This window comes from Halohasta sp. A2 (genome assembly GCF_056175805.1).
The window spans coordinates 1-12,443 of record NZ_JAQFWV010000086.1 but is presented as its reverse complement, the minus strand read 5'-3'; the positions used below and the strand labels follow the sequence as shown (position 1 = coordinate 12,443).

Here is a 12,443-nt window from a genome sequence, read left to right as displayed (position 1 = left end):
ATAAAATTAAACGTCACGAGTAAATCCTTACGCCGTATAGTATTTTCAGCTAGATAAATTTACCGTAATGAACGCTCAAGAGCTACAGAATCTGACGTTTCTGTCGGTGTTTCTTGGACAGGCTCTATAGCACGGCGAAAAGCCGGATGAATAAACTGGATTTGTTCTATCGCTGGGTATGGCAAGACGAACAGCACTACGTGCAGGATATCAAGCCGGTTCACGCGGACAACTGGATGCGCCACTTGGCGAAGCAGGACATGAAAGAATCCTCGAAGTGCCATTATCAGAAAGCAGTGCAGACCTTGTTCAAGTGGCAGCGTGACGCCCGGAACCGGAACATCGAATGGGAGCCCGAGATCGAGTACAGCGATCCGTCTACGACATATCAGCCTCGGGAGTACCTGACACAAGAGGATCGGCAGAAGATGCGGCAGGCCGCGATGAGCTACGGCACAGTACCCCACTACAACTCAATGACACCGAGCGAACGAACCCGGTGGAAGAAATACTTGGCCCAGAAACTGCAGAAACCCGAGGAAGAGGTTACGATTCAGGATTTCAACAAGGCCAATTCGTTCAAGTACACCTCGATGATTTTCGTTGCGTTGGATGCCGGATTCAGGCCTATTGAAATCAAACGGGCGAACATCCAATGGTTCGATCCCGACAACGGTGTGCTGCGGATCCCAGAAGAAGAATCGAGCAAAAGTCGGGAGAACTGGATTGTGGCTTTGAAACCGGAGACCGTGTCGATCCTGAAAAAGTGGAAGCGGGAACGAGAGGCCATTAAGAAATACGATGACCGGGACGCGATGTGGCTCACCCAACAAAGCAATCGGTACAACAAAGACAGTTTCCGGCAATCGGTGTTCCGGAAAATCGCTTTAGAGGCAGGCCTTGACTTAGAGAACCGTGACCTGACGCCGTACAGTATCCGGCATAGCACAGCGACGTTTATCGCTCAAGAAGCCGACTTAGCGACCGCCGCGAAACAGTGCCGTCACCGATCCAAACAGACCACGCAGAAGTATGCTCATAGTTCAGTGGATCGACAGAGTGAGGCTGTGAACATGATTGATTAACTCGGCAGGATGAGGCCTTCTATAGGCCCCCGCCTCTTTGCCTTTCATGTGGTAACCACGGTACAGTGTATAGTCGCTACCTGTTTGAGGCCTGTTTCACGGCTGTTTTTCAGGGCTGTAATTTGAGTGTGTGGGCTGTTTCTGGGCCTTTGTTCGGGGCTGAAAATGATGGTTTTTGAGGCCGCGTTTTTTTATTGGTATGCTGTGTCGCGGTGTTCTACGCTGAGGAAGATGAGGCCTTCTGATTCGTGGAGATCAAAGAATATTCTGTGATCTGTTTTTTGCCCTCTTTTCCCTACTTTCAGTCGCCAGATTTCCCCATGGCTTGGTATGTATTTGACTTGAGGGTGATTCCAAGGATTCGTACGGTATTCTTCGACGAGCTCTTTGATCTCTTTGGCAATCTTGGTTTTTACGTCTTCGTCGAGTTTTTCGTAGTCGAGTCGGAACTGTTGTTCAAAGACTGCTTTCGATAAGTTCTCTAATGTCTCCTTCAACGTTGCCACGCTCGCGGGCTTCCTCGATCTTTCTCAGTGTTTCTTTAGATAATTCTTCGTTGACAGAGTGCTTTCTCTCCATTTCTTTTCGTATCATGGATCGGATGGCCTCGGCCTTCGATTTGTACTGTCCCCCTTCTACCTCTGTCTCAATGTACTGGTAGAGGACGGAGGGGATATCTACTGAAGTAGTTGGCATAAGTATAACTTTGATATAAGTTTTATATAATTAATGCTGGATTCGTCAAGACCCAGCTTTCTACAACAAATAGGTTTATCTTACACATAGCCTAACCTTATATAAAAGTTATAGTCTAATTGTCATATAAGGTTGAATAAAATGAAGACTGTCAAGAAAATACTGGAACACCACGGAATCACAAACCCTGAATCACAAATGGAAACCGGGGACCATTACACAATTGAGGCCTCCGGAACAATGGATCTAACCATTGAAAAAATCGGAGACAACCGGATCAGTGTAGCCCACTACCACAAGCAGATGGGTGACCTAATGAGCGACCCCGAAATCGTCTTCCGAATCAACACCCCTGGAAAATGGACTCCTATACGATACACACAGCACCCGATGATCCATCAACACAACGAAAACGGGTTGCCCCGTATCCAATCCTTTGTGAAACAGTGGAGCCGAAATCTGAAGAACCAGGGCTTCATCGAAGCTGTCCAGAACGGAGGTGAGATCTAAAAAGTGGAACCTTCACCCGATCACCAACTGACAGGCTACTACCCTACAACAGTCGTGAAGTCTCTTCGATTAACTGAAAACTATGAATTTGACCGAGGAATCAAGCATGAAGATCACCGGCCAGACCATCTGGAAAGCGACCGTATTGAGTGCAAATGCGGTGAAAGCTGGGAAGGAATTGATGCAGAACGGAAGGCCAAAAATCATCTTTTGAGAGAAACAGCGGCAACCCGAATCTACTGGAAACACAAAGATGCAGAGTACGAAGATTGGGAGCTCCAGTACGACAAAGAGGCCTCAACCCTCTACTGGTCTCTAAATCAACCAAGCAAATTCCCATTGGAACTCCATGCAACTCCCTTTTACAATGGAGAAGACGGCATTGTCATACATCTCCCCGATGAAAATGATGAAGAGCGTATTGTTGAACGGCTTGCAGAAGACCGGGATCCGGAAGAAATCATTGAGGATTACGTGGAAATCATGACTCAGTATATTTACGAAACATGGATCGTCCCGTAAATTCCAAGAGGGTAGGATCGCTTGTTTCCCTCCCTCTCTTATTTATAAATAAAATCCAAAATCTATCCATGACTGAAGTAGACGATCTTCTCTCAAAATATTCTCTTACACGAGACAACGCCACGGCCTACATTGATTGTATTGTCCGAATGAATCAGACACAGACTGCCGAAGAAGTCGGGGTCTCGCGCGATACAATCAACCGGTATAAAAAGGCCTTCGCACAGATGAAGCCCCAAGAACGCAGCCTCATCATCGCATCACTCACCCAAGAAAAACTCCTCGAACAATGCCTCAAAAAGTGATCCACAATCGGACAAACATTCCCAATCTGAAACCAAGTCAAACCCTTACTCGACAAAGAAATATGCCCTAATACTCCTTCACACGACAAAAAACCAAAATGATAAACAACGAATTCGATGACACCAGATCAATCGCAGGTAACTCCAGAAACAGCATCATACACTCTGACAAACTCAAAAACGTCGAATCCCCGGCATACATTTTCGACGCCACGACTTGAGCCCTATAGAAGCAAGAGACTCCGGAAAATAGTAATGCTATCAATGTCCTCGGTAATAATACGCAAATGAAATGACTATCAAGCGTTCAACTCTAAAAACTCTCTGGGCGGCATCTGGGAACCAGTGTGGCCACCCAGACTGTGAAGAGGAGGTTGCTGATATTGAGCAGAAAATAGTGATAGGTGAAATTTGCCACATCAGAGCCCAAAGCGAAGGGGGCCCAAGGTACGATCCTGATCTAAGTGAAGACGAGGTCGACGCCTTTTCTAATCTCATTCTCCTCTGCCCTACCCACCACACCTACATTGATAAAAATCCAGAGGAGTACCCTATCGAGAAACTTGAGCATTGGAAACAGCAGCAAGAGGGCCAAGACGCAGCCGGAACAGAACTTTCCGACGAACTCCTAACCGAGCTGCAATTAACTGACTCAAAATTAGAGACCGAAGTCGAAGTCTCCATCTCAAACGCTAAAGATCGGTACACACCGGAACTCCATGTTGATACCAGCGCATCAGACATCTTCGAACCGCTCGGTAGAACACAGGCCTTCATAGAAAACGTTGAAAATCGGTTGGAAGATCTCAATGGCGAAGCAAGCAGCTTGTTCACCGATAACTACATATCCGTCTTAGAAACGGCGGACGAAGATGCCTATATAGATCTACGTGAAGCGGTAGAGAAGATCCCGGAATTACTCCAAGATATCGACCAAGTTACCGAGAAAATTCCGATCCAAGAACTGGACGAAACACTCGAACAAGCAGATGAGGCAAAACAGGAACTGGAACCAGAACTCCGCACTCTCAAGGAAGAGGCCGAAGAAGAGACCAGAGAATCTACCGAAAAACGAACTCTCCACTACTTCCAGCAGGTACGAAATGAAGTTTACAATTTCCGAAGGTTTGTCGATAGCCAAGACCTACAGGTTGCAGAAACACCCGCTCTAAAGCTGCTTGGCAAAGCTGGTATGGGGAAGACCCACTTACTCTGCAACGTCGCCAGAGCCCGTGTGGAGGAAGGATATCCCACTGTCCTAGTACTCGGAGAGAACTTCTCCGGCAGAGATGTCTGGACTCAAATTATCGAACGGTTTGGACTGAATTGTACGACTGAAGACTTCCTTAGTGCCCTGAATTCTCTCGGCGAGTCTCGCGGAGTTCGATCCCTGATTATGATTGATGCTTTGAATGAGAGCCCTGATCCACAGATTTGGGCAAGGCAGCTTCCAGGTATTCTGAAAAAACTGGAGGACTATCCGCACATCGGCCTATGTGTTAGCTGCCGTACTGGATACGAGGAGCTTGTAATTCCAGACAGTATTCAGGAAAAGATAGTTGAAACACGTCACGGCGGTTTCAGAGACGTAGAGTACGACGCAGTTCGAAAGTTCTTCGACGAACACGGGATAGAACATTCCTCAATCCCTGTTCTAAAACGCGAGTTCCAGGTTCCCTTGTTTCTGAAACTGTTCTGTGAAAACCTGGAGAGACAGGGGCAGAGTCGAATATCACACGGGCCTGAAGGACTGACCCAGATTTTTGAAGGATACATCAATGGGGTCAACGACCGGCTCTGGCGGAGGCTGGAGTACGACCCAAGCGAGAACAAGGTGAGGAAGGCCGTAGAGGCCTTGGCCCGTGAAATGGCTCAACAAGGTGAAGGAACGAAGCATCTCCCGAAGGAGACAGCGAAGGAGATAATTGATGATTTCCTACCGGGCAGACGGTATCCTGAAAGCCTCTACAGGCACATTTTGAGCGAAGGTGTGATTTCGGAGGTGGTTCCTTTTAAGGAAGATGACAGTCAATCTGTTAGGTTTTCGTATGACAAGTTCGCAGATCACATGCTGGCACAACAGTACTTGGATCTATACGTAGAAGACGACTTTGGGGAAGCCGTCTCTGAGAACGATAGCCTACAGGAGATATTTGAGAACCCGAATCTGTATCCAGGTCTGATTCAGGCGTTTGCTATCCATCTTCCTGAACAAGAAGGTGTGGAGATATTCGAGTATCTTGATTCGGACGAGATACTCACACCGTTCATCAAGAGCTTGGGTTGGCGTGATCCTGAAACACTTACTGACTCGGAAGGTGGATTAAAAGAAGAGGTTGAAGAGTTCCTCTGGGAGGAGATCGAGCTTCTTGATGACTTGCATGAGTTGTGGCGAGTATTGCTTACCTTGGCTACAAGCACTGATCATCCCTTGAACGCAGAATACCTTCACAGCGTTCTAATAAACAAGGAAGTCGTGGCCATTGATTTCAACTGGTCGATGTTTCTTCACGAGGAGTTCAAGGAGGAGACTTCTGAGGTCTTCCGACTGATTAACTGGGGATACTCTCTGGAGCATGAGCCGATTGAATCTCTGGAATTGAAACGCTTAATGTCGATTTCGCTCTCTTGGTTCTTTTCGTGTCCTAATAGATATGTCCGTGATCGAGCCACCAAGTCAATAGTTAACGTAGTCGGATCTGATCTTGAGATCTACATTGGCCTGATTAAGCGTTTCCAGGACGTGAATGATCCGTACATTTTGGAACGCATCTATGCAGCCGCTTACGGCGGGGGTCTACGGCACAGGGAAAATGATGCGGTGACTGAATTGTCTGATACCATCTACGAATTAGAGTTTGAAGACGACGATCCTACACCGCATCTCTTGATAAGGGACTATGCCAGAGGATTAGTGGAACTAGCAAATCACCAAGTCGATAGTTACACTGTGGACTTAGACCTGGTCAGACCTCCATATGATAGCTCGTTCAGTATTGATATACCGACATCTGAGGAGCTACGGGAGCAGGTGACTGAACGGTTAGAGGATGCGGATTCGGAGCTTGAATCCCGTTTCTGGATAGGATTAACAGGGTCCGGATTTGAGGGAGACGGTTTCAGTGACTTTGCGAGATACATCGTAGGCACCAACCACGATGGTAGCCATGTTCACGGGTATGATTTAACCGGTTCTGAGGCTCTACGTTGGATTACGAAGAGGGTATTCGATCTTGGTTGGCATCCTGACTACTTCGGTGACTTTGACCATTACCTGAATCGATGGTCGAACCACGGTAGGGGGACAAGGAAGCCGGAACGGTTCAGCAAAAAGTATCAGTGGATCGCCTACTATGAACTGGTGGCTTGGGTAACTGATAACTGCGAATTCTCGAATTCAACAACGGAAAGGCCTTACAACGGTCCTTGGGCATACTTCAACAGAGATATCGATCCTTCCGTGCTAAACCCTAATCCGGATTCCGATGTTTCCTTAGATGATGTTGTTGAGTATGACTGCCGTATTAACGAAGCCTCGACTGAAGAATGGATCGAGGATCACGAAGAATTCCCTGAATTGGTTCCCTTGCTGGAGCTTTCTGTAAACGGTGAAGTGTGGGTTCCGTTACATGGTATCTACAAGTGGAGTGCTGAGGAGGATACTGATTCACGGCTTGATCGGGATGTATTTTGCCGAGTTGATCCCGTAATTGTAGACCAAGACGAAAAACAAAGCGTAGTGGATTGGATTACCGAGAACTGGGTTGATAGCGACGACAAAAAAGGCGAATTAGTTTCTCTACCCGTGTTTACACAGACTTTAAGAGGGGAATTCCCGTGGCATCCACTGGTGGAAGATCGTTGGGAAGACGGTGCTTCAGCCATCAGGGGCTGTCCTGTTGACGTCGAGAACACGGCTTTGGACTTGTTGTGGGAGGCAGAGTATGACTGTTCTGTTGACGAGAAGTATGGTATGTATGGACCTTCTCCCTACCTTGCGGATTTACTAGATTTGGAGTGGGTCGGGGATACGAAGGAGTTCAGACAGCAGTCGTCAAACCCGGTTAGAGTAGCTGATTTATCGGAAGCAGAAAGACTGTACGATCGGGCGGATTCCTTGTCGATGATCGGAGCAAGCGGTAATATCTTGGAAGAATTAGGTAATGAGGGTTTGGAGATTGTCTGGGTTGTACAGGGTGAGAAGAGAATGATCACAGGGGATATGCGAGGAAATCAGATGGGCCAAACGCAGATGCGAGCAGTATTCCATCTTGACGAGGATGGTGAGTTCGTCAGAGAAACCGAGAGTGATTACCACAGTCCAGGTTGATTTAGATCGTGTGCTTAGTTATATAATTGATATGGAAGGTGTGAGGGGAAAGTTATCTAACTTTTTGGTGTTGATAGTTGTTTATGCAGCTTAGTAAGCAGATTCAACAGAGTTGGGGTGCTCTGTTCCTCTTCATCTACAGCGCAGGGCTTCTCTATTTGTCATCGTTCGAACTGAGTAATACTGTTTATTTATTGGCTGCTGGAATTCCTTCTGTAGTCTTGGTTTTTGTGAGTGTTTTATTCAATGACGGTTTGATGGAGCTTTTTGCAGGTGATGTGATTGAGGAGATTTTCAGCAGTATTGACGAGCGTACGGGTGAAGACGAGTTCTATTGGGATGCTAATCAGGATATTCAAGACCGTATAGATAGAATGGATGGGAAAGCACACCGACACTTAGTAACTATTCTTTCTGGATTGCTGATCGGATGTTCTCTGCCGTTTGCTGTAAATTACTTGTATGGCTTGATGTATGCCGGTCTTTCGTTGATTGGGTCTCTTATAGTGGTTTACTTATTCAGTTACCGAGAATATCGCAATCTCCGACAGGTAATTAAAAGTTCAGTAAAACTATACTCTATAACAGATGAAGATTAACTCCTTAAATATTGAAGAGTTCGCTGGTGGCGAGCATCGAGGAATGGAGATCGAATCAGTAAGTAATGATTCACAGCTGCTCAGGGGAGGAAGTCGAACAGGTAAAACACTGACTTTCAACGCTATTCTTTACAATCTTCTTGGGCCACAATATACTATTGATTTGGCAACTGGCCGCCAAAATGAGGTTGAATTAGAGTTCACAAATGACAGTCGGTTCTTTCGGGGTAATCCAGAAGCCGAGTATGAAAGAGAAGGTGAAACACTACAGGGTTCGAAAGCTTCTGAGGTGTTCTCTGATGATCTTGGGGATACGAATCTTCTAAAATCTCTTTTTGTCCACTCTCATATCGGCAAAATGCCGTTAGACGATTTGAGTCGAAGTCAAAGAACCAAACTAATTCGGAGTGTTACTAATAGAGAACTTGAACAAAGAATTTCCCGGTTAGAAGATGCTGAAGAGCAACTGAGCGAACTGGTAGTTGAGACAAAAGATACCAAACGCCGTATTTTAGAGGAAGAGTCTGATCTCGACAGGCAGATTAGTGATCTGGAGTCGCAAAAAGAGAAATACGATCGGCTTGAATCGCAAATTGAGTCGGGTGAACTGGCCGAGCTCAGCCAACAGTTGAAGAAAGATGAGCAGGTAGAGGGCAGGCTTGATGCGTTATTCAAAGAAAAGGAGGGTTTGCGTAAGCGTCTTCGGAAGCTTCACCGGAAGAAAAGGAAGCAGGAGAACTACGAATCTGAAGTAAATGATATAATTGCGGAGGCAGTCAATGATTTTGTCTGTCCTACCTGTGATCGCAGGATTACAACTGAGAAAGCTAAGAATCGGATTCAGCGCGGCTACTGTCCTTACTGTGGTCACAATCATTCTCTTGATCGTTTGAAGCAACGTCTTAGTAAGAAGATTGAAGAGTCTGATGATCTGCTTGAGGAATTGAAGGAAGAGATTGAAGAGCTACAAGATCAACGAGATGATGTCTCTGATCAGATTGACGATCTGAAAGAAGATAGGCCTGAACTCGAAGAATTAGATGGGTTCACTAAGCGGAGACTGGATAATTACGACCACAATATTCAACAGGTTCATGATCATGTGCAAGAAGAGCTTGAATCAATTTCTACTAACTTAGAGGAGCTCGAATCTGATCGCGAGAGTCTTGACGAAAAGATTGATAGGATCAAAGAGAAATCTGATGCCTATTCTGAGGCCTATGATCATGCATCAGGACTGGTTGAAGAATTGACCGAGGAAAGTTTCGAGGCAGGTATTCAGGAGTTCAGTGAGGCTTGGGAAGATGCTTACAACCAGATGAATTCTAATCTACAGCTTGGAATCAGTATTTCTGAGGAGGGACGAATTCAGTTCCCTGGACGGAATAATCTCCGTGAGTACGATAGAGGAGGTAACTTGAGTGGTTCTGAGCTTCACCTGCTGAATATCTCTTTTGCCTGTACCTTGGGCCGATTTGCGACCGAGAGCGGAGCTATTGAGTGGGATGTAGTAGTATTGGATGAACCATTTTCAAATCTACAAGAGGAGGAAAATCGAGAAGCAGCACTTGAGTACATTTTATCTTTAGATAAACAGCTAATTGTAACCAGTTCTAACACCTCGATAGATCCTCGTTTTGATCAGGTAGAGATCCTGAAAAGGGAGCCTCTACAGACTAAGATCGGTGACTTCATATGACTGATAATGATGGAGATGAAGAGTTGCATCCGCGGTTGATGATGCTCTCTGAGTTTGAAGGGGAGATTGAGGGCAGGTTGAAATACCACAAGTCGCTGTACCAATATAGGAACTCAGAGACTGATTCTGATGATTGGAAGTTCAGAAGGGAAGAGCACGGTCCGCTTGACCCTGGTTTTTCGAGTAGGATGCAATCTTATGAGGATTTGGAGATGGCTGATGTTGATGAGGATCGCGAGCCGCACCGTTTTCGAATCACTGGTAAGGGTGAGCGTTTTGTTCAGGGATTGTCAACAGGGCTCTCGAAGCTGAAAGATGGGTTTGACGAGAAGCAGGAGGCGATGAGAGATATTGCATCAAACAATAAGAATCGATCCGGATCTGAGATTGAGAAGGATGAAGAGATTCAGGAAGCAAAGGAAGAGCCGTATCAAACCGATGTATAGCTTATAGATGTTCTTTCACTTGCTTTCTAAAGGCCTCTAGTGAGCGTTGGAGAGTCTCTATTTCAGCTTCCAGTTGGTGTACTTTCTGGATGAGTTCTTTGTGGGTCATGTTTCCGTAGGCCTCTGTCTCCTGTTTTAGGGATTCTTCGAGGTGGTTGAGGCCTTTTTCGGTGAGTGTGGCTTGCCAGGGTTTTTGGAAGACTCTTCTTTGCCCGTTAATGACGCGTTCGGTCATGCCGTCGGGTTTTTCGAGGTGGATGAGGCCTTTGTTGTTGAGTTTTTTCAGTGCGTAGCGGACGTGGTGGTTTTCGAGTGTGGTGTGTGAGGTGATTTTTTGGGTGTCGTTGAGGCCTTCTCTGATTTTTTGTAGGACGGCTTGGTCCTTGTTCCGTAGCTCTACTTCAGTCATCGCTCTGTATTAGGACGCAATGGGTTTCGAGTGCGGTGCAGAATCCGTCTTCTTCTCGTTCAAGGCAGAAGACCTCTAACTCTTCACGATCGTACTGCTGGAGTTCAGGGCAGTCAGGGGTCTTTTGTTCGTATTTTTGGAGTTCTTCTCCGTGTTCGAGGATCCGGTATTCGGCGTTTTCGATTGTTTCGAAGTCGGTGAATGGTTGGTCGTCGAGTGTGTAGTAGCTGTAGCTGCCGTCTGAGTCTTCGTGGTCGTTTCCGCGCCGGTTTTTCGGGTCGTCGACGATGTTTTTGAGTTTGGCTGCTTTGCCCTGTTCGACGATGAAGATGGTTTCCCGGTCTTTTTCAGCGGCTCGTTGCAGGTTGCGGAGGACTTTCACGGGTTTGCTGAGCGTGGAGAGCTCGGCTTCGAGGTGTGCGATCTCGCCATTGGGCATGTGGACGTGGCCGTCTGGTTTGTCGTCTCCTGGGTCTTGGTAGAGTAGGTTCACCATGAACCCGCGTTCTTCTAACTCTTTTTTGGCTTCTGCGAGGAGTTCTTGATGGGCTTCTTTCCCGGCGTTGTTGGATTTGCCGAGCGACTGATTCAACGTGATCTCGGCTTTCTGTGTCGAGGTTGCAGCGGCCTTCTTCTTTTTAATGTTCTCGACGCTGCTGTAATCGGTTTCCCATGGTGGGTAGGTGTCGAAGGTGATTGCATTTTGCTGGGTTCGTTCTGCGGGTTTCTGGACGGCTGCCCGGTATTTTCCGAGCCGTGTCAAGTCGTTTTTGTCGAGGCCTTTGAGCATCCTGGCGATCCGTGAGAGGTCTTCGCTGCCAGTGGGGTCGAATACGATTTTGGTTCGGCAGTTGTTGGTGACTGCTCTCCGCATTTCCGGTGCGAGTCGGTCGAGGTATTGGGTGGCGAGCCAGCAACCGAGCCGGTATTCGCGGGCCTCGCTCAGGATCTTGGTGAAGTTGCTTCCCTCGCCTGCGAAGTTCTGCAGTTCGTCGACGTAGAGATGGAAGGGTACTCGTTGGTCGATCGGTTGGGTGACCCGGCTCTGTGCTGCGGCCCAGATCTTGGTGATGATGATGGAGCCGACGAGTTCTGAGACGGTGTCGCCGATTTCTCCTTTCTGGATGTCGACCAAGATGATTTTGCCGTTGTTGATGGCGTGTTGGAAGTTGACTCCGCTTTTTTCGGCTCCGATAACTCTCCGGATGGTGGGATTCATCACGAAGTCGTTCAGTCGGCGTTGGAGAGGTTCCAGTTCGTAGCTGGACATATCCTCCTTGATCCGGACAAGCTGTTCCCGAGTCACTGGGTCTTCTGTCTGGTCGATGAGCTCGGTGAGGGCCTCGTTTTGGATGACGCAGCGGAAAACGTCGATCAGAGTCTTAGATCCGTTTTCTTTGATGTTAAGGTCGATATGGGCTCGGAGCAGTGTTTCGAGTACTCGTCCGAATTGGTCTCCCCAGTTCTCGCTTTGGCGTTTGAATAGATCGATGAGGTCGGAGACGATGATCTCTTTCTGGTTTTCTTTCTGCGCCACGGTCATTCCGTCCGTGATCGCGGGTTCAAGAACGTTTATCGAAGTTACCGGCTCCTGTCCAGGATTGATGTAGATGATGTCGTCGACTCGTTTGTCGGGGAGTTTGGCGATGAGTTCGTCGATGAGGCCTCCTTTGGGGTTGATGATGCAGAAGCCGTGGTCTTTTTCGGCGTCCTGGAGAGCCTGTCCAAGAAACACCGACAGAAACGTCAGATTCTGTAGCTCTTGAGCGTTCATTACGGTAAATTTATCTAGCTGAAAATACTATACGGCGTAAGGATTTACTCGTGACGTTTAATTTTATC

General features: G+C 47.2%; 12 protein-coding genes. 8 read left to right on the top strand and 4 right to left on the bottom strand.

Going from position 1 to position 12,443, the window contains the following annotated elements:
• Positions 1-113 precede the first annotated feature (113 nt).
• A complete protein-coding gene (locus O2S87_RS16380) occupies positions 114-1,085 on the top strand; it encodes a tyrosine-type recombinase/integrase (RefSeq protein WP_475409841.1) in 972 nt (323 codons plus the stop codon).
• A gap of 191 nt (positions 1,086-1,276) precedes the next feature.
• On the opposite strand, the gene O2S87_RS16375 is transcribed toward O2S87_RS16380, so the two are convergent.
• Together O2S87_RS16375 and O2S87_RS16370 are read right to left on the bottom strand one after the other, a co-directional pair.
• Entirely contained in the window at positions 1,277-1,591 is a 315-nt protein-coding gene (locus O2S87_RS16375; RefSeq protein WP_475409840.1) for a type II toxin-antitoxin system RelE family toxin, read from the bottom strand.
• Positions 1,542-1,781 carry a ribbon-helix-helix domain-containing protein gene (locus O2S87_RS16370; RefSeq protein WP_475409839.1) on the bottom strand — a complete coding sequence of 80 codons (240 nt, stop codon included), beginning with the start codon at positions 1,779-1,781 and terminating at the stop codon, positions 1,542-1,544. The genes O2S87_RS16375 and O2S87_RS16370 overlap by 50 nt, the downstream gene beginning before the upstream one ends.
• Positions 1,782-1,922: 141 nt before the next feature.
• On the opposite strand from O2S87_RS16370, the gene O2S87_RS16365 reads away from it, so the two are divergent.
• The 7 genes from O2S87_RS16365 (at position 1,923) to O2S87_RS16335 (ending at position 10,192) form a co-directional block, all read left to right on the top strand.
• A complete protein-coding gene (locus O2S87_RS16365; protein WP_475409838.1) occupies positions 1,923-2,291 on the top strand; it encodes a DUF6908 domain-containing protein in 369 nt (122 codons plus the stop codon).
• Positions 2,292-2,294: 3 nt separating this feature from the next.
• On the top strand, positions 2,295-2,813 hold the full coding sequence (locus tag O2S87_RS16360; protein WP_475409837.1) for a hypothetical protein: 519 nt from the start codon (positions 2,295-2,297) through the stop codon (positions 2,811-2,813).
• 149 nt (positions 2,814-2,962) lie between these two features.
• Entirely contained in the window at positions 2,963-3,118 is a 156-nt protein-coding gene (locus O2S87_RS16355; protein ID WP_475409836.1) for a hypothetical protein, read from the top strand.
• Positions 3,119-3,410: 292 nt separating this feature from the next.
• Entirely contained in the window at positions 3,411-7,448 is a 4,038-nt protein-coding gene (locus O2S87_RS16350) for an HNH endonuclease (RefSeq protein ID WP_475409835.1), read from the top strand.
• 83 nt (positions 7,449-7,531) lie between these two features.
• A complete protein-coding gene (locus tag O2S87_RS16345) occupies positions 7,532-8,047 on the top strand; it encodes a hypothetical protein (protein ID WP_475409834.1) in 516 nt (171 codons plus the stop codon).
• Positions 8,037-9,746 carry an ATP-binding cassette domain-containing protein gene (locus O2S87_RS16340; RefSeq protein ID WP_475409833.1) on the top strand — a complete coding sequence of 570 codons (1,710 nt, stop codon included), beginning with the start codon at positions 8,037-8,039 and terminating at the stop codon, positions 9,744-9,746. The genes O2S87_RS16345 and O2S87_RS16340 overlap by 11 nt, the downstream gene beginning before the upstream one ends.
• Positions 9,743-10,192 carry a hypothetical protein gene (locus O2S87_RS16335; RefSeq protein ID WP_475409832.1) on the top strand — a complete coding sequence of 150 codons (450 nt, stop codon included), beginning with the start codon at positions 9,743-9,745 and terminating at the stop codon, positions 10,190-10,192. The genes O2S87_RS16340 and O2S87_RS16335 overlap by 4 nt, the downstream gene beginning before the upstream one ends.
• Before the next feature lies 1 nt (position 10,193).
• Here the strand turns inward: O2S87_RS16335 and O2S87_RS16330 are convergent, their stop codons facing one another.
• Positions 10,194-10,601 carry a hypothetical protein gene (locus O2S87_RS16330; protein ID WP_475409831.1) on the bottom strand — a complete coding sequence of 136 codons (408 nt, stop codon included), beginning with the start codon at positions 10,599-10,601 and terminating at the stop codon, positions 10,194-10,196.
• Positions 10,594-12,375, bottom strand: a complete 1,782-nt coding sequence (locus O2S87_RS16325) for a type IV secretory system conjugative DNA transfer family protein (RefSeq protein ID WP_475409830.1) — start codon at positions 12,373-12,375, stop codon at positions 10,594-10,596. Before O2S87_RS16325 ends, O2S87_RS16330 begins: the two co-directional genes overlap by 8 nt.
• Positions 12,376-12,443: the final 68 nt, after the last annotated feature.

Excerpts from the sequence above, each read along its gene's own strand:
- O2S87_RS16370 (WP_475409839.1), bottom strand. The coding sequence starts at position 1,781 with ATGCCAACTACTTCAGTAGATATCCCCTCCGTCCTCTACCAGTACATT.
- O2S87_RS16365 (WP_475409838.1), top strand. The coding sequence starts at position 1,923 with ATGAAGACTGTCAAGAAAATACTGGAACACCACGGAATCACAAACCCT.
- O2S87_RS16355 (WP_475409836.1), top strand. The coding sequence starts at position 2,963 with ATGAATCAGACACAGACTGCCGAAGAAGTCGGGGTCTCGCGCGATACA.
- O2S87_RS16350 (WP_475409835.1), top strand. The coding sequence starts at position 3,411 with ATGACTATCAAGCGTTCAACTCTAAAAACTCTCTGGGCGGCATCTGGG.
- O2S87_RS16345 (WP_475409834.1), top strand. The coding sequence starts at position 7,532 with ATGCAGCTTAGTAAGCAGATTCAACAGAGTTGGGGTGCTCTGTTCCTC.
- O2S87_RS16340 (WP_475409833.1), top strand. The coding sequence starts at position 8,037 with ATGAAGATTAACTCCTTAAATATTGAAGAGTTCGCTGGTGGCGAGCAT.
- O2S87_RS16335 (WP_475409832.1), top strand. The coding sequence starts at position 9,743 with ATGACTGATAATGATGGAGATGAAGAGTTGCATCCGCGGTTGATGATG.
- O2S87_RS16330 (WP_475409831.1), bottom strand. The coding sequence starts at position 10,601 with ATGACTGAAGTAGAGCTACGGAACAAGGACCAAGCCGTCCTACAAAAA.
- O2S87_RS16325 (WP_475409830.1), bottom strand. The coding sequence starts at position 12,375 with ATGAACGCTCAAGAGCTACAGAATCTGACGTTTCTGTCGGTGTTTCTT.